14 protein-coding genes are annotated in these 20,762 nt (G+C 69.3%); 9 read left to right on the top strand and 5 right to left on the bottom strand.

Annotated elements, in window-relative coordinates; translation table 11 throughout:
- Positions 1-31: 31 nt before the first annotated feature.
- Both tyrS and BHS09_RS14620 read left to right on the top strand, forming a co-directional pair.
- Positions 32-1,294, top strand: a complete 1,263-nt coding sequence (gene tyrS / locus BHS09_RS14625; RefSeq protein ID WP_140790627.1) for a tyrosine--tRNA ligase — start codon at positions 32-34, stop codon at positions 1,292-1,294.
- Positions 1,295-1,391: 97 nt separating this feature from the next.
- On the top strand, positions 1,392-2,492 hold the full coding sequence (locus BHS09_RS14620) for a hypothetical protein (protein ID WP_140790625.1): 1,101 nt from the start codon (positions 1,392-1,394) through the stop codon (positions 2,490-2,492).
- Between the two features lie 38 nt (positions 2,493-2,530).
- Here the strand turns inward: BHS09_RS14620 and BHS09_RS14615 are convergent, their stop codons facing one another.
- Positions 2,531-8,566: an alpha-2-macroglobulin family protein gene (locus BHS09_RS14615; protein ID WP_140798185.1), complete on the bottom strand. Its 6,036-nt coding sequence runs from the start codon at positions 8,564-8,566 to the stop codon at positions 2,531-2,533.
- 48 nt (positions 8,567-8,614) lie between these two features.
- The gene (locus BHS09_RS14610; protein ID WP_140798184.1) at positions 8,615-9,256 is read right to left on the bottom strand and encodes an SAM-dependent methyltransferase; all 642 of its coding nucleotides are present in this window, start codon (positions 9,254-9,256) and stop codon (positions 8,615-8,617) included.
- 75 nt (positions 9,257-9,331) lie between these two features.
- Between BHS09_RS14610 and BHS09_RS14605 the strand changes: the two genes are divergently transcribed.
- The 3 genes from BHS09_RS14605 to dctA all read left to right on the top strand — a co-directional run bounded on the left by BHS09_RS14605 (position 9,332) and on the right by dctA (position 11,495).
- Positions 9,332-9,754 (top strand): hypothetical protein, encoded by a 423-nt coding sequence (locus tag BHS09_RS14605; protein WP_140798183.1) that lies wholly within the window; start codon positions 9,332-9,334, stop codon positions 9,752-9,754.
- 60 nt (positions 9,755-9,814) lie between these two features.
- The gene (locus BHS09_RS14600) at positions 9,815-10,102 is read left to right on the top strand and encodes a hypothetical protein (RefSeq protein WP_140790617.1); all 288 of its coding nucleotides are present in this window, start codon (positions 9,815-9,817) and stop codon (positions 10,100-10,102) included.
- Between the two features lie 103 nt (positions 10,103-10,205).
- Positions 10,206-11,495, top strand: a complete 1,290-nt coding sequence (gene dctA, locus BHS09_RS14595) for a C4-dicarboxylate transporter DctA (protein WP_174260548.1) — start codon at positions 10,206-10,208, stop codon at positions 11,493-11,495.
- A gap of 10 nt (positions 11,496-11,505) precedes the next feature.
- Here dctA and BHS09_RS14590 read toward each other — a convergent pair whose 3' ends face one another.
- On the bottom strand, positions 11,506-12,645 hold the full coding sequence (locus BHS09_RS14590; RefSeq protein WP_140790613.1) for an acyl-CoA dehydrogenase family protein: 1,140 nt from the start codon (positions 12,643-12,645) through the stop codon (positions 11,506-11,508).
- Positions 12,646-12,992: 347 nt separating this feature from the next.
- Between BHS09_RS14590 and BHS09_RS14585 the strand changes: the two genes are divergently transcribed.
- From BHS09_RS14585 to BHS09_RS14570, 4 genes are all read left to right on the top strand, one after another.
- Positions 12,993-14,057: an efflux RND transporter periplasmic adaptor subunit gene (locus BHS09_RS14585; protein ID WP_174259052.1), complete on the top strand. Its 1,065-nt coding sequence runs from the start codon at positions 12,993-12,995 to the stop codon at positions 14,055-14,057.
- Between the two features lie 35 nt (positions 14,058-14,092).
- Entirely contained in the window at positions 14,093-17,233 is a 3,141-nt protein-coding gene (locus tag BHS09_RS14580) for an efflux RND transporter permease subunit (protein ID WP_140790609.1), read from the top strand.
- Positions 17,233-17,832: a MarR family winged helix-turn-helix transcriptional regulator gene (locus BHS09_RS14575; protein ID WP_140798181.1), complete on the top strand. Its 600-nt coding sequence runs from the start codon at positions 17,233-17,235 to the stop codon at positions 17,830-17,832. Before BHS09_RS14580 ends, BHS09_RS14575 begins: the two co-directional genes overlap by 1 nt.
- Positions 17,833-17,938: 106 nt before the next feature.
- Positions 17,939-19,162 (top strand): hypothetical protein, encoded by a 1,224-nt coding sequence (locus BHS09_RS14570; protein WP_140798180.1) that lies wholly within the window; start codon positions 17,939-17,941, stop codon positions 19,160-19,162.
- Here the strand turns inward: BHS09_RS14570 and BHS09_RS14565 are convergent.
- Positions 19,128-20,300 (bottom strand): CaiB/BaiF CoA transferase family protein, encoded by a 1,173-nt coding sequence (locus tag BHS09_RS14565; protein WP_140798179.1) that lies wholly within the window; start codon positions 20,298-20,300, stop codon positions 19,128-19,130. The two genes, BHS09_RS14570 and BHS09_RS14565, sit on opposite strands and share 35 nt — an antisense overlap.
- 127 nt (positions 20,301-20,427) lie before the next feature.
- Positions 20,428-20,751, bottom strand: a complete 324-nt coding sequence (locus BHS09_RS14560) for an SCP2 sterol-binding domain-containing protein (protein WP_011553019.1) — start codon at positions 20,749-20,751, stop codon at positions 20,428-20,430.
- Between the last annotated feature and the right edge of the window lie 11 nt (positions 20,752-20,762).

Raw genomic sequence — 20,762 nt, 5'->3', positions numbered from 1 at the left:
GGCTGACGCACTTCGGGTAGCTTGCGGCGCCATGAATCCGGACGCGCTGCGCAAGGCGACCCCCGAGGAGCAGTTCGAAGAAGTGACCCGTGGCACGGTGGACCTCCACGTGCCCGAGGACCTGAAGAAGAAGCTTCAGTACTCGTATGACACGGGCAAGCCGCTGGTCATCAAGGCGGGCTTCGACCCGAGCCGGCCGGACCTGCACCTGGGCCACTCGCTGCTGCTCACGCGCATGCGGCGCTTCCAGGAGTTCGGCCACACGGTGGTGTTCCTCATCGGTGACTTCACGGGGTTGATTGGCGACCCGACGGGCCGCAACGCCACGCGCCCGGCGCTCACGCGCGACGAGGTGAAGGCCAACGCGGAGACCTACAAGAAGCAGGTCTTCAAGGTGTTGGACGAGGCCAAGACGCAGGTGCGCTTCAACTCCAGCTGGCTGGACACGCTGGGGACGGAAGGGATGATCCGCCTGGCCTCGCGCTACTCCGTGCAGCGCATGCTGGAGCGCGACGACTTCAAGAAGCGCTTCCGCGGCGAGGTCTCCATCTCCATCCACGAGTTCCTCTACCCGCTCCTGCAGGGCTACGACTCGGTGGTGCTCAAGGCGGACGTGGAGCTGGGCGCGACGGACCAGCTCTTCAACCTGCTGGTGGGCCGCCAGTTGATGAAGGAAGAGGGCATGGCGCCCCAGGTCATCATGACGGGCCCCATCCTGGAGGGCCTCAACGCGAAGGCGGTCGACGGGAAGATTGTCGGCGACAAGATGTCCAAGAGCCTGGACAACTACGTGGGCATCGACGAGCCGGCGGACACCATCTTCGGCAAGTTGATGAGCATCACCGACGACCTGATGTGGCGCTACTACGAGCTGCTCTCCGCGAAGACGCGGAAGGAGCTGGCGGAGATGCGCGCCCAGGTGGAGTCCGGCGCGCTGCACCCCAAGGCGGTGAAGCTCGGCTTCGCGCAGGAGATGACGGCGCGATTCCAGGGCGAGGAGGCCGGGAAGAAGGCCGCCGAGGACTTCGAGAAGCGCTTCGCGAAGAAGGAGCTGTCCACGGACGAGCTGCCCCTGGTGGAGGTGTCCCTGGGCGGCGCGGAGAAGCTGCCGGTGACGAAGCTGCTGCCGGAGTCGAAGCTGGTGGCGTCCGCCACCGAGGCCCGCAAGCTGATGGCGCAGGGCGGCGTGCGCGTCAACGGCGAGAAGGTGCAGGACCCCAAGGCGGAGCTGGGCGCCGGTGAATACACGGTGCAGGTGGGCAAGCTGAAGGTCGCCCGCGTGAAGCTCGGTTGAATCTCCGGCCGGTGACGGCCGTCGCAGGCGCAGGACGAGCCCCCCTGCCCCTCCCTCCGAGGGGCACGGTGGGGACTGCTGTAGACTCCCGTGCGCCATGCGTCTTTCCCTCCCCTGTCTCGCCCTGTTGCTGAGCGCCTCGCTGCCCGCCCTCGCGGGCCGCGGTGTCTTCGTGTCCGACGTCACGGTGGACGCCGTCGAGCAGCCCGAGTCCCGCAAGGTCCTCTTCACGGTGGAGGCCGGGAGGCCCTACCCCCTGTTGAAGAAGGGCGGCCCCAACCGCGCCTGGTGCAAGCTGAGCGGCGCGTCCGCCGAAGGCTGGGTGTTGTGTGAAGGCGCGCCGGAGTCCGCCGCGCCCGCTGCTCCGAGCGCGGCGGCCCTGGTGGCCGCGGACCGTGCCCACTCGGCGCGGCAGGTGGCGATGCGGGGCCCCGCGGGCAACGCGGCCGCGCGTGACGCTGACAACGACGGCGACGAGGAACTGGCCGGCTCCGCGAGCTGGAAGCCCGCCACCGGCTGCGCGGCGACGTGTGACAGCGCGCCGCTGTTCGCGAAGCCGCCGCCCTTGTCGGCCATGGACCGCGAGGTGTTGGACTTGTGCCCCGCGCGTCCCGACGTCAGCGTGAGTGAAGGCGACGTGCGGCGCTTCCTCTCCCGCCACTACGACGACCCGCGCCTCCAGCGGGCCTTGTCCGTGGCGGGACGGCCCGGCGCGCGGCAGGCCAACATCGACTGGCTCACGGGCCTCTGGGTCAGCACCGGGCCTCGCAACGCCTTCACGCACGTCTTCTGCGGCGACGACTGGCAGCGCGGCCCCATTGGCGGCCTGCACTTCCTGCCGCGTTATGCCCAGCTCGAGGCGGAGGGCCGCCTCTGCTACCAGGGCCCGGTGCGCGGCGACGCGGCCTTGAAGGGTGACGCCTACCTCATCCGGTTCAAGGGCGTGGCGCCCTGGTCCTGCGGAGAGAAGCGCGTCGGTGGCTTCTCACGCGCGCCGGACGCGGTGGGCCTGATGTCCATTGGCACGCGCGCCTTCGCCCGGTGCTGCGCGCGCGGCGGGGCCAAGAAGGAAGGCGGCGTGTACTCGGCGCCGGACCTGGGCGGGACGAACTGGCGCGTCTGGTGTGGCACACGCAATGGCACCTACGGCATCGCCACCCTGCATCCCACGGACGACAAGGCCACCTGCGGGGAATGAGCCCGGACTGAAGGGCCCACTCCCCGCGGCGGACCGCGCTACTTCGCCGCGCCCACCGTGATCACCGCCCCGGCGGAATACGCGGTGAACTCCGGCGCGTACATGGACTGCACGGTGGCGGGGCCCACCTTGAACTGGCCGCCCATGTTGGCGCGCAGCCGGTACTTGAAGGTGTACTCACCGGCGGGCAGCTGCTCGAAGAAGAAGTTGGTGCCGGAGTCCCGCGTCTCCTCGTACCAGACGATGCCCAAATCCCAGCGGTGGCGGGACTGCACGTTCTCTGGCTCCAGGCCCGCGGCGCGCGGGTCCCTCAGGTGCACGTACTCCGCCGTGTGCTTCGCGCGCAGGGAGAGCTGCACCTCCACTTCGTCACCGGGGAGCACCACGGCGCCCTCGGCCAGCGGCACGAGCATGGCGTCCCGCCCCTGCCGCTCACGCAGGAAGTAGCGCCGCGACACCTGGAAGAAGTCCCCGCGGTCGCTGTCCGGCAGCTTCTCCGTGGAGAAGTGCCACGTCGCGGACGCGAAGGCGAAGCCTGGCGTCGTCTTCTCCACCACCACCGAGCTCATCGTCGCCGGATTCAACTCCGGCCCGGGCACGACGACCTGGTTCTTCTTGCCCGTATACTCGTCCGGAGCGAAGGACATGCGCACCACGCGCGGGCCCACCGTCACCTGGGCGTCCTCGCGCACCCCCAGCGCGCCTTCCGCCTGGAGGTACTTCACCAGCGCGTACAGCGACTCCGCCGTGGCCCGGGTGGACTTCCAGTGGTTGAGCTTCTTGTCCAGCAGCAGCCACTGGACCAGGCCCTCACGGCGGGCGTCCTTCGGATTGAGCTCCGTCAGCGTGCGCAGCGCGAAGGCGTGCGTCTCCGTGGTGTCGTTGTACCAGAGCCAGCTGCGGTCCTCCTGCGCCCAGTAGGTGCCCAGCTCGGGACTCGTCTTCGCCGAGTCCATGACGCTCTCCCAGACGCGGTTGGCGTCCGCGCCGCGCCCCGCGCGCTTCAGCGTCAGCGCCAGGTAGCCCTTGAGGTAGGGCGAGTGCTTCTTCCAGTGCTTGTAGCTGAACGCGAGCATCCGCGCCCGCTCCGCCGCGGTGAGGGCATCACCGGTGTAGCTCGCGTTCGGATACGCGGAGGCCGTGTAGTTGAGGAACGTGAGGAACTCCCAACCGCGCTCCTCCTTCATCAGCTTCGTCGCGTACTCCTCGCGGAAGTGCCGCGCCAGGTAGCCCCAGGCGCCCTGGGTGATTTCCGGCGGGACTTCCACGCCGAACTCCATCGCGCGGGAGAGGCCATGCACGATGTAGAGCGTCATGTACGGCGACGGCGGACCACCCGGCCACCAGGGGAAGCCGCCGCTGGACGTCTGCGCCTTGCGGAGCTTCGCCAGCGCGGACGTGCGCTCGGCGGCGGCGACCTTCGGGTCCAACACCTTCACCAGGCCGGCGTCCGGCCCAGCGCCGCCCTTCGCCATCTCCAGCCAGGGCGTCTCCTCCAGGGCCATCTTCCGGTTGGGGTCTACGGAGTCCCACGTCTCCAACTGGGTCGGGCGCTCGCTCAGCTGCTTGGCCATCCGCGCCACCGACGGGTACTGCCCGTACAGGCTGGACAGGATGCCCGTCGACACGAAGCGGTTGAGCGTCTGCTCCGTGCACTCGTAGGGGTAGTTCACCAGATACGGCAGCGCCTGGAGCGCCGAGTAGAACAGCTGCGTGTCCACGGTGACGACCAACTGCTCGTTCACCCGCGTCGGGTCACCGCCCGCGCGCAGGTCCTCGAACTGCATCGTCTTGGAGTCCTTGCCCTTCAGCGTCACGAAGCGCGACTGCGCCAGGTGCATCCGGCTTGGCAACACCGGCAGCGGGCGCAGCTCACCATCACTGTGATTCTCCGCGCGCGCCTCCACACGGAAGGCCACGGGCCCCACCCGCGTGGGCGTGGTGAGTGGGAAGCGCAGGCGCGTCCCCTTCCCCGCCTCCACGCGGAAGGACTGCGACGCCTTCTGGACGCCGAAGTCCGACAGCACGCTCTTCTGCAGCTCCAGGTCCTGGATGTCCAACGTGAGCGCGCCCTGCATCGGGCGCGACGCCGCGTTGTTCACCATCACCTCCAACACCGCGCGGTCGCCCTCGCGCAGGAAGCGCGGCACGTAGGGGCGCACCATCAGCTCCTTCACGCTCCGGGAGGCGCGCTGCAGCGAGCCGCCCTTCAAGTCACGCGTGACGGCGTGCACCCAGACGCTCCACGCCGTCACCGAGTCCGGCACGGTGAACTCCAGCGTCGCCGAACCATCCGCCCCGGTGAGCACCTGGGGCGCCCAGAACGCCGTCTCCGCGAAGTTGGAGCGCAGCGGCTGCGGCGCGTCCGGAGTCCCTCCCCCACGGCCAAAGCGCTCTTCCTTGTCCGACTGCATCTTCGCCTCGGCCCGAAAAGACGCCTCGGCGGGCGGCGGGGGCGGCGCGCCCGGAACCGGTGGCGCGGCCATGGGCATGGCGGCCCTTGGCGCGGCGCCCTCCCGCATGCCGCCCATCTCACCACGAACCATCTGCCGCATCCGCCGCCGGCCTGGGCCGCCCACCTCAAACCCCTCCCCGAAGAGCAAGGCGTCAGGCTCAGGTGCTGACCAGCTCGGCACCTCGCCATATCGCGCGTTCACCACCCACCGGGGGTCCCCCAGGCTCGCCGACGACTGCATGTCCACATGGGCGTGCTCCTGGGGATACAGCGACGCCACGCTGGGCGGCGTCTGCTTCGCGAACAGGTCCAGTGACTGGTCATACATGTACGCGAGCAGCTCGGCAGTGCCCGCCTCCACCTTCGCGCCCTTCGGCCCCTTCACCGTCACGCGCCAGGTCTCCTTCGCGCCCGGGCGCAGCGTGTCGCGGAAGGTGGCGAACTCCAGCTGCAGCTCCTTGTCGTCCCAGGGCACGAAGATGGACTTCGAGAAGAGCAGGAACTGGTAGTCACGCACCGTGGACAGCGCCACGGTGAAGCCGCCGCGCAGCTCCGCCGTCACCGGCACCTCCACCACTCCGGAAGTCTGGCCCGCGGTGAGCTTGCGCCGGGAGATGCGCCGCTCTCCCTGGTAGATGTCGAGCAGCAGCGGCTGTCCCTTGAACCCCGAGACGGCCATCAGCCGCACCACCTCTCCCACCCGCGCCGTCTCCCGCTCGGCCACCAGCATCGCGGGCACCGCGAGAGGCGTCGCCTTCCCGGCCACCACCAGCTCGCGCCCCACGGTGTACGTCTGACCGAAGGCGTCCGTCGTCTCGTAGTGCAGCCGGTACGCGCCCGCCTTGAGCGACGGCAGCTTCAGCACGGCCAGGCCCTCGGTGTCGTGCTGCACCGAGCCGGTCGCCTGCTCGGCCCCATCCGTCCAGCCGCGAATGGTGGACTCCGGCGAATACGCCCCGAACCACCGAGGACGCAGATTGTCTCCAGGCGTGGGCGTGAACACCGCCTCGGGGTCCTTGTACTCCGGCAGGCCGTAGGGCTCGTCCGCGGGCAGCAGGGGCTGCGCGGGCTGCTTCAGCGCCACCAACCGCCACTTGCCCGGCCCCGGCTGCGGCGCGCCATCCAGCGTGGAGCGCGTCAGCCGGACCTCGGCCGCGGCGCCCTCGCGGAGGAACCCCGTGTCCAGGTCCACGCGCGCCTCCACGGCGACGAAGCCCAGCCGGAAGGCCCGGCTGGCCGAGCGCGTCTCACCGCCTTCGTCCGTCGCGTCCGCCTCGATGCGGTAGTTCCAAGTCAGCCCCGGCGTGGCCGCGGACCGCTCATCCGCCTCGGGGGTGAAGCCGATGGTGAAGCCTCCGTCAGCGCCCAGCGGTGACGTGCCCGTCGCCACCACCTGCCGCTGCGAGGCCCCGGACGGCGGGCCCCACCACCACCAGGGCAGCACCGGCTCGCGGTACGCACGCCACCGCACGGAGCCGGACGTCACCGGCATGCCGAAGTAGTAGCGAGCCTCGCCCTGGAACGTCGCGGGCCGGTTGAGGCGCAGCTGCGCCTTCGCGTCCTTCAGCGTCACCTCGAAGGTGGGCCGCTTGTACTCCTCCACGCGAATCGCCGCGCGCCCCCCCGCGCTCACGGTCACGGACCACGCCCCCAGCATCCGGCCGGTGGGAATCGTGAACTCGCCCGCGGCGGAGCCGAAGTCGTTGGTGCGGACCTCCCGGGACTCCACCACCTGGAGGTTCGGGTCGAACAGCGTCACCTGGAGCGGGCGGTCCGCCAGCGTCTGGTAGCGCGCCTGCTCGCCCCGGCCGCTGAAGGCCACCGCCTTCCACAGCACCTTCTGCTGGGGGCGGTACACCGCGCGATCGGTGAAGACGAGCGCAGACTGGACGTCCCCGGGCTGATGGCGCTCGTAGAACGGCACCTGGCCCGGGTGCAGCAGCGCGTTTCGTCCGACGCCGGCCACCAGGACGTAGCTGCGGTAGCCATCACCCGGGACCGAGTCGAAGGTGGCCGCGCCGTCCGCGTCCGAGAGGATGCGCGCCGCCTCCTTGAAGCCCTGCCGGTAGTTGACGCGGAGGAGGCGCAGGGGAACCTTCGGCACGGGCTCGCCGGTGTCGCCGTCCACCAGCCGCACCTCCAGCAGATTCCCATTCGAGGGCCGCGCGACGATGACCCAGGGCGTCACCGTCAGGTACACCGCGACGATGCGGTTGTTCGTCGCGCGGAAGTCCTCGTGGGCGGAGGCCATGATGACGTACGTCCCCCGGGCCGTGAGCGGCGGCGTGACGAAGGTGCGGTGCTCCCGGAAGTCCTCCGTCTTCGGCAGCGGCACGCTCCAGGTGGCCACCGGACGCTGGTCCTTCACCAGGGCCTTCAACGGCGCGCCGTCCGGCATGAGGTTGTAGTCATCCACCTGGGTCAGCCGCTTCTCCAGGTCCACGGAGAACGCACGGAAGTGCAGCATGGAGACGTTGCGGTGGGTGACCTCGACGGAGCGGCGGCGCGGCCCGTCCGACTCCAACGAGCCCATGCTGAACTCCGGCGCTTCAATGGCGGCCATGAGCACGCGGCAGCGCTGCGCCCCCTTGGATTCGGGGTGCGTGGCCGCGCACGCCTTCGCCAGCGAGTGGGCACGCACGGCGTGGTCCGCCGCTCGCTCCATCTCCGCGAGCTGGGCCTGCCCCATGGTCGACCAGGGCATGTCGCGGAACGCGGGCAGCAAGGCGGCCAGGTGTTGCCGGATGCGGGTCCGGTCGGCCGTGTCCGTGAAGTGCTGGTGCAGCACCGTGTAGCGCTGCAGCCGGGCCTCCAGCGCCGACTCGCGCCGCCCCGCGGACTGGTGCCACGCCTCCAGGTCCCCGAGCACCGCCGCCACCTTCACCAGCGGATGGACGCCGGGGTCCGTCAGCGTCACCTTGGGCGTCCCCTCCAGGAGCGTGCCCAGGTCCAGGCGGTACACCTCATTGGCCTGCTCGGGCCGCCAGTGCGAGCTGTCCGCCAGCAGGGACACGCGCAGGTACGACACGGCATCCCGCAGCGTGGAGCGCAGCCCCTCCGGGTAGGTGTTGGGCTTCACGTACTCGGCCAGCGCCTTCAGGGGCTCGCCGCCGAGTTGCTGCCGCTGCTTCCACACCTCCTCGTAGGCCCGCTGGGCCTCGGCGAGAATCTCCTCGTAGGTCCACGCCTTGAGGTCCACCGGCCCGGAGGACGCCACGGACTCGCGCTGGCGCACCTCCCAGCCGTAGACCTGCGCATAGGTGACGAGCGCGTTCGCGTAGTAGAGGTTCAGCGTCGCGCGAGGCAACGTGCCCTTGGGCCAGGGCTGCTCCCGCAGGAAGCGCACCGCCGTCTCGTAGCCATGCATTTCGGTGCGCAGCTGCACCGTGCGCACCAGCGCGCGCGTCCACTCGGCCTCGTCGCCCTTGGACTTCGCCTGCGCCAGACGGGCCTCGGCGCCCTGGGCGGCGGCCTCCAGCTTCTGCGCTTCGACCATCCCCTCGATGGCCTTCCACGAAGGCGGCGCCTTGCCCTGCCCCAGCACGGGCGAGGTCAGCAGCAGCAGGGCGAACAGCCAGAAGCGAACAAAGGGTGCGCGGGTCCAGGGGGTCCGATGCATGTCGGCACTCTAGACACAGCTGGGCACCCGAACGTTCCACAATGAACGTCAGTTCGCCTCCGGGGCCTCTGGCGCACGGCGGCGCAGACCCACCAGGTAGACCTCCATGCTGGCGCCGCGGGTCGCTTCCGGCCGGACCACCTTCACCTCTTCGAAGAGGGCGCGGACCTGGTTGCGGAAGTCCTCGAAGTCCCGGCCCATGAAGACCTTGGCCACGAAGGACGACCCGGGCCGGCCCCGCGCCGCGGCCAACTCCAGCGCCTTGCCCGCCAGCCGCAGGCTGCGCGCCTCGTCGGTGGCCTTGATGCCGCTCGTCTTGGGGGCCATGTCGGAGATGACGGCGTCGAAGGGGCCGGCATGGAGCTCGGTCAGCTTCGCGTCGAAGTCGTCCGCGAGCACGTCCAGCACCGCCGTCTGCACGAAGGGCTGGCTGAAAGGACGGATGGCGACGATGTCCACGCCGATGACGCGGCCCTTCGGTCCCACGGCATCCGCCAATATCTGAAGGAAACCTCCGGGCGCCGCCCCCAGGTCGAGCACCACGTGCCCCTTCTTCACCATGGGGAAGCGCTTGATGAGTTCATCGACCTTGAAGGCCGAACGTGCCCGCAGGCCCTCTTGCTTGGCCTTCTGGAAATAGTGGTCTTTAGGACGGTAGGGCTTGCCCATGTCAGGGGGGCTCCCTAGCATCCGCTACTGTCTTCGGGAAGCCGGAGCAGTCGCGGGTGTCACTCCCCGTGCAACGGCCAGTCCGGAGGACGTTGGATGGGCACGACCCGGAGCGTGATGACGGCGCTGTGCATCTCCCTGCTGTCGGCTGGGGGCGCCGCCTACTGCTATACCCGCGCGGACGCCCTCCAGGTGCAGGGCCAGTGGCTGATGGAGCGCGGCACCGCCCAGGCGGAGGACTACGCGGCCCGGTTCGACGGTGCCGCGGCGGACGCCCAGCTGAAGACGTTCGCGGAGCGCCGGGCCATCCTGGAGAAGGCACACGTGTGGCAGCGCGGGATGCTGCTGGGTGTGCTGATCTCGGCGCTGGCCACCGTCTCCGCGTACCTCCTGTTCCTCCTCAAGCGGCTGAACGACCAGCTGCTCGATGCCACGGGGGGCAGTGCGTACGAAGGCACCGCACGGGAGTCCGCCTCCCCGGAGCCCGTCCAGGCGCTGATGCCCAGTCCGCAGCGCTGATCGCTCGCCGCCAAGCGCGGCCCGCTGGCACAATGGCGTCCCCGATTCATGGAGGAGGCCATGCCCGGCTGCGCGCACTGTGGACATCGGTTGGACATCATCGCGAACCAGGTGGGCCGGCGTGACGATTGCCCCCACTGCGGCGAGGACATCCGTTCGTGCCGCAACTGCCGTCACTTCGACCTGGGCGTGGCGAAGGAGTGCAAGGAGCCCTTCGCCGAGGTGCCCAAGGACAAGGACGGCGCCAACTTCTGTGAGCTGTTCCAGATTGGCGAAGGCGGCATCCATGAGAAGGAGAGCCGGGACGCCCTGCTGAACGCCGCGGAGGCGCTGTTCCGCAAGAAGTGACGCAGCCCGCCACCGGAAGCCCCCGCTGCCCGCCGGCACCTGGCGCCAACGAAGCGCCGAACCGGGGCGCTATAGTCCGCGGCCTCCCGAGAGAGGGGTGCGGATGCGGTGGTTGAAGAATCTGTACGTCCAGGTGCTGCTGGCCATCGCGGTGGGCGTCATCCTCGGCTGGCTGCGGCCGGACCTGGGCGAGTCCATGAAGCCGCTGGGCGACGGCTTCATCAAGCTGGTGAAGATGATCATCGCACCGGTCATCTTCCTCACCATCGTCGCGGGCATCGCGAAGATGGGCGACCTCAAGCACGTGGGCCGCATCGGCCTCAAGGCGCTCATCTACTTCGAAGTCCTGACGACGCTGGCGCTCGTCGTGGGGCTGGTGGTGGTGAACACCCTGAAGCCCGGCGCGGGGATGAACATCGACCCGGCGCAGATCGACACCTCCGGCATCACCCAGTACCGCGCGTCCGCGTCGCAGCAGGGCACCATCCCCTTCATCCTGGACATCATCCCGCATGACTTCCTGTCGGCCTTCACCGAGGGGAAGCTGCTTCAGGTGCTGCTCGTCGCGGTGCTGACGGGCGTGGCGCTCACCCGCCTGGGGCCCATGGGACAGCGCGTGCTCGACTTGTCGGATGACCTGGCGCAGGTCTTCTTCGGCATCGTCGGGATGATCATGAAGCTGGCGCCGCTGGGCGCCTTCGGCGCCATGGCCTTCACCGTGGGCAAGTTCGGCGTCGAATCGCTCAGCTCCCTGGGCCGGCTGCTCATCGCCGTCTACGTCACCTGCGCCCTCTTCGTGTTCCTGGTGCTGGGGCTGGTGGCGCGGCTGTCCGGCTTCTCGCTGTGGAAGCTGCTGCGCTACATGCGCAGTGAGCTGTTGCTCGTGCTGGGGACGTCGTCGTCGGAATCCGCGCTGCCCCGGCTGCTCAAGCGGCTGGAGACGCTGGGCTGCGACCGGGGCGCCGTGGGGCTGGTGCTGCCCACCGGGTACTCGTTCAACCTGGATGGGACGTGCATCTACCTGACGATGGCGGCCATCTTCATCGCCCAGGCGGTGAACGTGGACCTCACGCTGGGCGAGGAGCTCACCTTGCTGGGCGTGCTACTGCTGACGTCGAAGGGCGCGGCGGGCGTGACGGGTTCGGGCTTCATCACGCTGATGGCCACGCTGGCGGCGCTCAACGGCAAGGTGCCCGTGGAAGGCGTGGCCCTGCTGCTGGGCGTGGACCGCTTCATGTCCGAGGCCCGGGCCATCACCAACGTCATCGGCAACGCGGTGGCGACGCTGGTGGTGTCCAAGTGGGAGGGCGTGCGTGACGACACCGTCTTGCACGCCGAGCTCGACAGCGGGCCCAAGCCCCTGGAAGGGATGCGCCTGGGCCACGGCACCTGAGTGCGCGGCGCTAGAAGCCGTAGAGCTTCGAGATGATCTCCTTCATCACCTCGGAGGTGCCGCCGCCGATGGTGATGAGGCGCACGTCGCGCCACATGCGGGCGATGGAGGTCTCCTCCACATAGCCCATGCCGCCGTAGAACTGCTGGCAGTCGTAGGCCACGCGCTGGGCCAGGTCGCCCGCGAACAGCTTCGCCATGGAGACCTCCTTCACCGGGTTCTCCTTCCGGTCGAAGAGGTCCACCGCGTGGTACGTCAGGCGCTTGGCCGCCTCGATGGCCGTCAGGTGCTCCACGAACTTGTGGCGCCACACCTGGAACTTCATCAGCGGCCGGCCGAAGGCCTCGCGCTCGTTGCCGTAGCGGATGGAGTCCTCCACCATCCGCTCCATGCCCGCCACCGTGGTGATGGCGCCCACCAGGCGCTCACCCTGGAAGTTGGTCATGATGTGGTAGAAGCCCTCGTTCTCCTCGCCCAGCACGTAGCGGGCCGGAATCCGGCAGTCCTCGAAGTAGAGGACGGCGGTGTCCGAGGACAGGTTGCCCACCTTGTCCAGCTTCTTGGAGACGCCGAAGCCCTTCACGTCCGTGGGGAACGTCACCAGGGAGATGCCGCCGTAGCCCGCCTCCCCCGTGCGCACCGCCAGGGTGATGAAGTCCGCCCGCGTGCCGTTGGTGATCCACATCTTCGAGCCGTTGATGACGTAGTCATCCCCGTCCCGGCGCGCCGTCGTCTTGATGCTGGCCACGTCCGAACCGCAACCCGGCTCGCTCACGCCCAGCGCGGCGATCTTCTCGCCCTTGAGCGCCGGCTCCAGGAACTCGCGCTTCTGCTCGTCCGTTCCAATCTCGTTGATGATGGGCGTGGCCATCTGGCTCTGCACCAGCAGCGCCATGTTCACGCCCGCGTTGAGGCTGCGGCTCAGCTCCTCCGCGAACACCGTCACGTACCAGTAGTCCAGCCCGCTCCCGCCGTACTTCGGGTCGTGGTTGATGCCCAGGAAGCCCAGGTCCCCCGCCTTGCGGAACAGCTCCTTGGGGAAGATGCCCGCCCGGTCCCACTCGAGGCCGTGCGGGGTCATCTCCTTCTCCACGAAGCTGCGCACCGTGTTGCGGAAGGCCTCGTGTTCCTCGGTGAATGGGTGGGGCATGGGGTGTCCTCGGCACGAAAGGATTGATTCTTGAATCAATAACAGGGGCCTCTAGGTGCCACAAGCACCGCCGCCCAGACACACAGTTCCCCTCCTTGAGGCCAGAGGACGGACGCACCGCGTCGTGTCATTTTCACCTGCCCGCTCGGCGGACGGCCGTTGGGCGAGCCGGGGAAAGATAGTCCGCACTCCGGAGTATCCTCTTGACAGACAGTTCAGGGGCTGTAGTTTCCGGGGCGCAGACTTTCCATGTAGAAGCCGGCCCGGAAGTGTCTCCAGGGGACAAGTGCCCCGTGACCGGCAGGAGCAGGACGACCGTGATTCGACGCATGTGGATGGCCGCGGCAATGGCAGCGGTGGTGACGACGGGCTGTGGCAAGGCCAGCAACAAGCCGGCCCTCCCGGAGCAGACGGGTCCCGCGGCATTAGGCGTGCGCGCCATCACTCCGGCCACGGAGTTGAGCGGCGACGTCACCCGCGTGACGGGGCAGATCCGCTCGAAGAACGAGGCGGTCCTGGGGCCCCAGGCGACCGGCACCATCTCGAAGATGAACGTGCGGGTGGGCGACAAGGTGAAGAAGGGCCAGGTGTTGGCGGTGCTGGACGCCTCCAACGTCGCCATCAGCGTGGAGCAGGCGCGCGCCGTGAAGCAGGCGGCGGACGCGGCGCTGGAGCTGGCCACGTCCTCCCTGGAGCGCACCCGGAAGGTGGCGGAGTCCGGTGGCGTGGCCGCCGCGGGGCTGGATCAAGCCGTGATTGGCCAGAAGCAGGCCGCCGCCCAGGCCGCCCAGGCCGCCGCCGGGCTGCGGCTGGCGGAGGAGATGCTGCGCGACCACTCCATCACCGCCCCCTTCGACGGCGTCATCACGGCCCGCACGAAGAACATCGGTGACTCGGTGGCGGTGACCCCCTCCACGCCCGTGTTCAGCATCGTCGACACGACGGGGCTGGAAGTGCGCGCGCAGGTCCCCGAGTCCGTGGTGGACAAGGTCCGAGTGGGCAGCAAGACGCATGGCACGGTGAGCCCCAGCGGCGCGCGCTTCGACGTACAGGTGTCCGTCGTGGGCGCGGTGGTGGACGCCACCAACCGCACGGTGGAGGTGCTGGCCGACGTGGTGGGTGAGCCTTCCACGGCGCTGCGTCCCGGCGCCCTGGTGGAGCTGGACTTCTCGACCGTGGGCGAGGCCGACGACAAGGGCCTCTTCCTCCCCACCCAGGCCGTCAGCGCCCGGGGCCAGGAGGGCTTCGTGTGGGTGGTGCAGGACGGCACGGTGCGCAAGCGGGATGTGCGCGTCGAGCGAGTGCTGCCTGGTTACGTCCGCATCCTCCAGGGCCTGGGCGCCGACGAGCGCGTGCTCGCCGACTCCTCCCTGGACGTGAAGGAGGGCACGGCCGTCCGCGTAGTGCAGTGACGCCTGCCCTCCCCTTTCAAGTTCGGAGCTCCTGAATGCTCAAGACATTCATCACCCGCCCTGTGTTCACCGCGATGCTGATGCTCGCGGTGGTCGTTTTTGGCGTCAATGCCTACCCGCGCATCGGCGTGGATCAGTTCCCCGACGTCGAGTTCCCCGTCGTCACCGTCACCACGGTGCTGCCTGGCGCGGACCCGGAGTCGATGGAGAAGAACGTCAGTGACCCGCTGGAGGAGGCGCTCAACACCCTCAACGGCGTGGAGCAGCTGCGCTCCATCAACCTGGAGAGCGTGTCCCAGATTGTCGTCCGCTTCACCCTGGACACCAAGGTGGACGTGGCGTCCCAGGACGTGCGTGACCGCGTCCAGGCCACGCTGAGCAAGCTGCCGACGGAAATCGAAACGCCGGTGGTGGAGAAGTTCGACATCGGCGCGGCGCCCATCATGACGCTGTCGCTGTCGGGCGCGCTCCCCATTGAAGAGATGACGCGCGTCGCCGAAGACGTGGTGAAGCCGGCCCTGCAGCGTCAGGCGGGCGTGGGCAGCATCGACGTGGTCGGTGGCCGTGAGCGCGAAATCCAGATCATCGTGGACCCGGAGCGGCTGCGCGGCTTCGGACTGGCCGTCAGCGACGTGAGCCAGTCGGTGAAGGCGCAGAACCTGGACGTCCCGGGTGGCCGCACCATGGACAGCGGCCGTGAGCGCGTGGTGCGCCTGACGTCCGAGGCCAAGAGCGTGGACGAGCTGCGCAACATCATCATCGCCAACCCCAACGGCGCGCCGGTGCGCGTGCGTGACGTGGCGGACGTGGTGGACGGGCCGGAAGAGGCGCGCTCCAGCGCCAAGAGCGGTGACCGCAGCGCCGTGGCGCTGGTGGTGCGCAAGCAGTCCGGCTCCAACACGGTGCAGGTGGCTGAATCCATCAAGGAGTCCCTGGGCGAGGTCAACAGCCTGCTGCCCGAGGGCGTGCGCACGGAGATGGTGACGGACAACTCGCGGTTCATCCGCTCGTCCATCGCCGCGGTGCAGTTCGACCTGGTGCTCGGTGGCTTCCTCGCGGTGCTCATCGTGCTGGTGTTCCTGCGCAACCTGAACTCCACGCTGGTGGCCGCCATCGCGCTGCCGGTGTCCGTCGTCGGTACCTTCGCCGTCATGGCGGCCCTGGGCTTCACGTTCAACGTCGTCACGATGCTGGCGCTGACGCTGTCCATCGGTCTGCTCATCGACGACGCCATCGTGGTCATCGAGAACATCGTCCGTCACCTGGAAGACGGAAAGACGCCCATGCAGGCAGCGCTCGAGGGCGCCAGCCAGATCGCGCTCGCGGTGTTCGCCGTGACGCTCGCCATCGTCGCCGTGTTCATCCCCGTGGCCTTCATGGACGGGACGATGGGCATGTTCTTCTACCAGTTCGGCGTCACGGTGGCCGTGGCGGTGCTCATCTCCTACGCCGTGTCCATGACGCTCACGCCCATGCTGTCGGCGCGCATGCTGAGCCACCATGGCAACCCCACGGGCATCTCCGCGGCGGTGGAGAAGGTGCTGGTCGCCACGGAGACGGGCTACCGGAACATCCTGGCCAGCATCCTGCGGCACCGGGCCATCACCCTGGTGATCGCCGTGGTGGTGCTCTTCCTCACCCTCTTCATGGCCAGCTTCCTGAAGTTCACGTTCATCCCGGAGCAGGACAACGGCAACATCAAGCTGGCGGTGGAGCTGCCCATCGGCTCCACGCTGCAGGAGACGCAGGCGGAGCTGGACGCGCTGGACGCGCAGGTCCGCGCCCTGCCCGGCATCGACTCCACCTTCGCCACCGCCGGTGGCGGCGTGCAGGAGGAAGTGCACAAGGGCGAGCTGCTCATCAACCTGGTGCCGCTGAAGGACCGCGCCTTCAACCAGGGCGAGCTGAAGACGTACCTGCGCGGCGCCATCACCCCCCGCAGCGGCGTCACCGTCACGGTGCAGGACATCGCGGCCGTGGGCGGCGGCGGCGCCCGCACGCAGCAGATCCAGTTCAACCTCCGCGGCGACAACTGGGACGAGGTGGTGAAGGCCGCCGGCCAGGTCCAGGCCGCCATGCGCCAGAACCCGGGCCTGGTGGACGTGGACATGACGTTCCGCTCCGGCAAGCCGCAGTACGACGTCAAGGTGGACCGCGAGCGCGCGGCCGCCCTGGGCGTTCCGGCGGCCTCGCTGGGTGCCACGCTGCGTGCCTTCCTGGGCCGCGACAAGTTCGGCGACTACCGAGAGGGTGGCGAGACGTACGAAATCAAGGTGGCCCTGCCGCCGCAGACGCTGGCCTCCGCCGACGCGCTGGGCAAGCTGACCGTGCGCAGCACCACGGGCCAGTTGGTGGAGCTGCGCAACATCGCGACCATCACCCCGGCCGACGGCCCGGTGCAGATCGACCGCGAGTCGCAGAAGCGGCAGATCACCCTGCTGGCGAACCTGGCCTCGGGCTACGCGCTGAGCGACGGCATCACCTTCCTCAATGCGTACGCGGAGAAGGAGCTGCCCAAGACGGTCATCTACGACTTCGAGGGTAACGCGAAGGAGATGGGCAAGGCCGTGGCGGCCTTCGGCTCCGCCCTGCTGCTGGGCATCATCCTCATCTACATGATTCTCGCGGCGCAGTTCGAAAGCTTCATCCACCCCTTCACCATCATGATGTCGCTGCCCTTCGCCCTCATCGGCGCCATTGGCGGTCTGCTCGTCACCGGTCAGGCCATGTCGATGTTCGCCCTCATCGGCGTCATCATGCTCATGGGTCTGGTGGTGAAGAACGGCATCCTCCTGGTGGACTTCACGCTGCAGCTGCGTGAGGAAGGCAAGACGGCGACGGAGGCCTTGCTCCAGGCGGCTCCCGTGCGTCTGCGTCCCATCCTGATGACGACCATCGCGATGATCGCCGGCATGATTCCGGTGGCGGTCGCCAAGGGTGACGGCGCGGAGACGCGCGCGCCCATGGCCATCACCATCATCGGCGGTCTGGTGACGTCCACGTTCCTCACCCTGGGCGTGGTGCCAGTGGTGTACTCGCTGATGGATCAGCTCACCGAGAAGTTCAAGCGGCGCAAGGGTCCGGACGCGACGTCCGGTACGCCGCACGCGGTGGGTCCGAAGCACGGCGCCGAGTCGCCTTCCGTGGCCGCCGCGGCCCGGGTGGAGACCGCCTGATGCGGCGGCCGGATGACAAGCCGGCCGCGCTCGCGAATCGGCGAGGCGACCCGGGCGCGGAGGGACAAGACCTCCCCGAGGACGGTGGCTCCGAGGAGAGCCACGGTCTGCTGGAGGAAGACGTCGAAGCCTCCACGCCCGAGTCGCGGCGCCTCCACGAGCTGCTGATTGAGTTCAGCCGCTACCGCTCCTTGAAGAACCCGCTGGCGGGCATCTGCGAGGACCTCCAGCTCACGCCCACGCAGATGCATGCGTTGTCGTGGCTGGGGAACGACGGTCCGGTGCAGGTGGGTGTCCTGGCCCTGCGGGTGGGCATCACCCGGAAGACCATCACCGGCGTGGTGGACCGCCTGGAGAGCATGGGTCTGGTGGAGCGGACCCGCGACGTGGAGGACCGGCGCGCTGTCGTCGTGCGCCTCACCGAGCAGGGCAGCAAGGTCTTCGCCCGCATCGACAGGGGCCTGGACGCGAGCTTGCGGCGCGTGCTGAGCCTGATGAGCGCCGAGGACCGCGACGCCGTATTCGGCATCCTGGAGCGGATGCTGGCGCGCCTGACGGCCGAGGCGGAATCGGCCGGCGGCACCCCACAGGCGAGCTGAACTTTTCCCTCACGCGCGCCGGCCCATGCTTCGGGCCGGCGCGCGTAGGACGCCGAGGGTGTCGCTGGCGCGGCCGTGCGCATAAGCTCCCCCGGACGCACACCGCATGACGATGACCGCCTTCCTCCTCGTGAGCCTCGCCGTGGGACTGGGCGCCGCCGCCCCCGCTGGCGCGCGCGCGGAGGTGACGTGGCCCGCGGTGGCACCTTCCACCGTCCAGCTGCGGGCCCCCGCGGGCGCGGCGCTCCCACCGGACGTGTCCTCGCTGCTGTCCTCCCGGTGCAGGCAGTGGGCCTCCACGCCCGACAACCCCTGGGCGCTGGCGCATGGCCTGGCGCTGGACGGCCGGGAATTCCGCACCCGCGACGGTCAGCCCGCGGCGGACGCCATCATCGCGCGCTACCTGCGCCGGACACCGCCCCCGTCCCACTCCCCCGCCGCCGCCCAGCGGCTCTTCTTCGACACCCGAACCGCCAACGGCACGCCGGTGGAGCCCCACCCCGCCCTGCAGCTCAAGAGCCTGCTGCACGCGGGCTACCCGGTGCGCCACCGCTTCAACGCGTCCTGGGGCCCCATCATGGTGCAGGCGCTGGTGGAGCAACTGCAGCTCGACTTCCGCGCATCGCTCGTGGCCAATCCCGAGGGTGCCTGGGCGCTGGACGCCCTGTCCCTGGCGATGGAGCCCGGCGCCACGTTCCGCAACAGCGAGGGCACGACGGTCCACATCGACACGGTGATGCGGGACGCGCTCGCCACGCTCGAAGCCGCCCAGGCCGAGCTGTCCGCGGCGATGCGCGAGGGGCGGCCGCAGGTCCCCAAGCGCAAGCAGGGCATCTACGCCCACCCGTGCGGCGGGCTTCACTACTTCCAGGCCGTGGCGGGCTGGGCCCGGCATGCCTCCGTGCGCAAGGCGTGGCGCAAGCGGCTGGACGCGCAGGTGGACGTGCTGCTGTACCGGCTGGACTCGGAGGGCAGGCAGTACGAGGCGGCGCTGGCCGACGCGCCGTTCGCGCACAGGCTGCCCCTGTTGGTGCAGATGCTGAAGTTCCAGGGCCACCTGCTGGAGACGCTCGGCCGCTACCGCGACGACACCCGGTGGCGGCCCACGAAGGCCCAGCAGCAGACGGTGGAGCGGGCGCGCACGGCCCTGGAGCACACCGTGCGCCGGCTGGAAGCCGGTGGCGCCTTCGACGGGTGGCCAGCGCTGGCCGAACGGCAGCCGCAGCTCGCGTTGGACTTGTTGGGCGACACCTGCCACGCCGCGCACGGCGAGGCCCTGTGGCGGACGCCCGCCGTCAGTGCCCCAGCCGCGCAAGCTCCTGCGCGGTAAAGCCCGCCTCTTCCAGAATCTCCCGCGAGTGCTGCCCCAGCGCGGGCGGCGCGCGCAGCGATGTCTCGCCCATGCGCAGCGGCGTCAGCAGGTGCGTCACCTTGCGACCCAGCACCGCGTCCTCCGTCTCCACGAAGAGGCCCCGGGCCTGGAGCTGCGGGTCCTTCAGCACGTCGTCCCCTTCCGCCACGGGCTCGATGCAGAGGTCGGAGCCCGCGAAGCGCTCCTGCCAATACGCCAGTGGGTGCTCGGCGAACAGGCGCGTCAGCTCCGCCTTCACGCGCGCGCCGGGCTCGCCCGGGGCGTAGGCGTCCTCCAGCAGCTCCGGACGCCCCAGCCGCTCACACACGCCCGCGAAGAACTTGGGCTCCAGCGCGCCCACCGCGAGCCACCGGTCATCCGCCGTGCGGTACAGGCCGTAGCACGCGTAGCCTCCGTTGAGCGCCTCCGTGCCCCGCTGAAGGGCGGCGCCTTCCGTCCCCATGTAGAGGCGCGACGCCAGGTGCATGTGCAGGAAGGCCAGCGCGCCGTCCGTCATGGACACGTCCACGAAGCGCCCCTGCCCCGTGCGCTCACGCTCATGCAGCGCCGCCAGGATGCCCACCAGCGCGAAGAGGCTGCCGCCGCCAATGTCCCCCATCTGCACGCCGGGGAAGGCGGGCGCGCCGCCGGACTCACCGCCGTAGCCCAGCAGGCCGGCGCGGGCCACGTAGTTCAAGTCATGCCCCGCCTTCAGCCGGTCCGGCCCCGTCTGCCCGTAGCCGGAGATGGCGCAGTAGATGAGCCGGGGGTTCTCCGCGCGCAGCACGGACTCGCCCACGCCCAGTTTGTCCATGACGCCGGGCCGGAAGCTCTCCACCAGCACGTCGTAGTGGCGCACCAGCCGCTTCAGCGCCTCGCGGCCCTCGGGCTGCTTCAGGTTCAGCGTCAGGGAGCGCTTGTTCCGGTTGAGGCCGTAGAACAGGCCGCTGACGTCATCCCGCAGGGGCGGCATCTGGCGGACATAGTCCCCGCCATCCGGCTCCTCCACCTTGTCCACGGTGGCGCCCAGGTCTGCCAGCACCAGGGTGGCGTAGGGGCCGGGCAGCAGGCGCGACAAGTCCAGCACGCGGAGGCCTGTAAGCGGGAGCGACGACATGGGCATTCCTCGGAGCGAGCGTCGGGGGTGTGGAAACGACTGCGGCGCGCCCCTGTGAAGGAGACGCGCCGCGTGTGACAGAAGCCAGCGGACGGGGTCTGCCCGCAGCGCTCCGGTCCGCCGGAAATTAGAGCAGCTTCGCGAGCTTCATCGCGAGGCCCATGTCCATGGGCTTGAACTTCAGCTTGCCCTGCATGGCCGCCATCTGCGCGTTGAGCTTCTTCTCGCGAATCTTCACGAAGTCGTCGTTGCTCACGGAGATGGTCATCTTCGCGTTGTCGACCGCACCTTCCGTCACCCAGCCCTCGGACTTGGTGGCGTCCAGCGTCCACTTCCCGCCGCCCTCACCCGACACGTCAAAGACGATGACGGCGTTGATTTCCTTCGCCAGCTCCGGCTTCGCCTTGAGGGTCTCCGGAATCTGGTTCTCGATGATGTCCTTCGCGCTCACGACACACTCCT

The sequence above is a fragment of the Myxococcus xanthus genome (assembly GCF_006402735.1).
Lineage (GTDB): Bacteria > Myxococcota > Myxococcia > Myxococcales > Myxococcaceae > Myxococcus > Myxococcus xanthus_A.
The sequence above is the reverse complement of the archived record's forward strand: the minus strand, read 5'-3'. Positions and strand labels throughout refer to the sequence as shown.

Bases quoted from the DNA above. Each gene is read 5' to 3' on its own strand.
- BHS09_RS14565 (WP_140798179.1), bottom strand. From the start codon at position 20,300: ATGTCGTCGCTCCCGCTTACAGGCCTCCGCGTGCTGGACTTGTCGCGC.
- BHS09_RS14600 (WP_140790617.1), top strand. From the start codon at position 9,815: ATGCCCGGCTGCGCGCACTGTGGACATCGGTTGGACATCATCGCGAAC.
- dctA (WP_174260548.1), top strand. From the start codon at position 10,206: ATGCGGTGGTTGAAGAATCTGTACGTCCAGGTGCTGCTGGCCATCGCG.
- BHS09_RS14620 (WP_140790625.1), top strand. From the start codon at position 1,392: ATGCGTCTTTCCCTCCCCTGTCTCGCCCTGTTGCTGAGCGCCTCGCTG.
- BHS09_RS14605 (WP_140798183.1), top strand. From the start codon at position 9,332: ATGGGCACGACCCGGAGCGTGATGACGGCGCTGTGCATCTCCCTGCTG.
- BHS09_RS14590 (WP_140790613.1), bottom strand. From the start codon at position 12,645: ATGCCCCACCCATTCACCGAGGAACACGAGGCCTTCCGCAACACGGTG.
- tyrS (WP_140790627.1), top strand. From the start codon at position 32: ATGAATCCGGACGCGCTGCGCAAGGCGACCCCCGAGGAGCAGTTCGAA.
- BHS09_RS14610 (WP_140798184.1), bottom strand. From the start codon at position 9,256: ATGCTAGGGAGCCCCCCTGACATGGGCAAGCCCTACCGTCCTAAAGAC.
- BHS09_RS14615 (WP_140798185.1), bottom strand. From the start codon at position 8,566: ATGCATCGGACCCCCTGGACCCGCGCACCCTTTGTTCGCTTCTGGCTG.
- BHS09_RS14585 (WP_174259052.1), top strand. From the start codon at position 12,993: ATGGCAGCGGTGGTGACGACGGGCTGTGGCAAGGCCAGCAACAAGCCG.
- BHS09_RS14570 (WP_140798180.1), top strand. From the start codon at position 17,939: ATGACGATGACCGCCTTCCTCCTCGTGAGCCTCGCCGTGGGACTGGGC.
- BHS09_RS14575 (WP_140798181.1), top strand. From the start codon at position 17,233: ATGCGGCGGCCGGATGACAAGCCGGCCGCGCTCGCGAATCGGCGAGGC.
- BHS09_RS14580 (WP_140790609.1), top strand. From the start codon at position 14,093: ATGCTCAAGACATTCATCACCCGCCCTGTGTTCACCGCGATGCTGATG.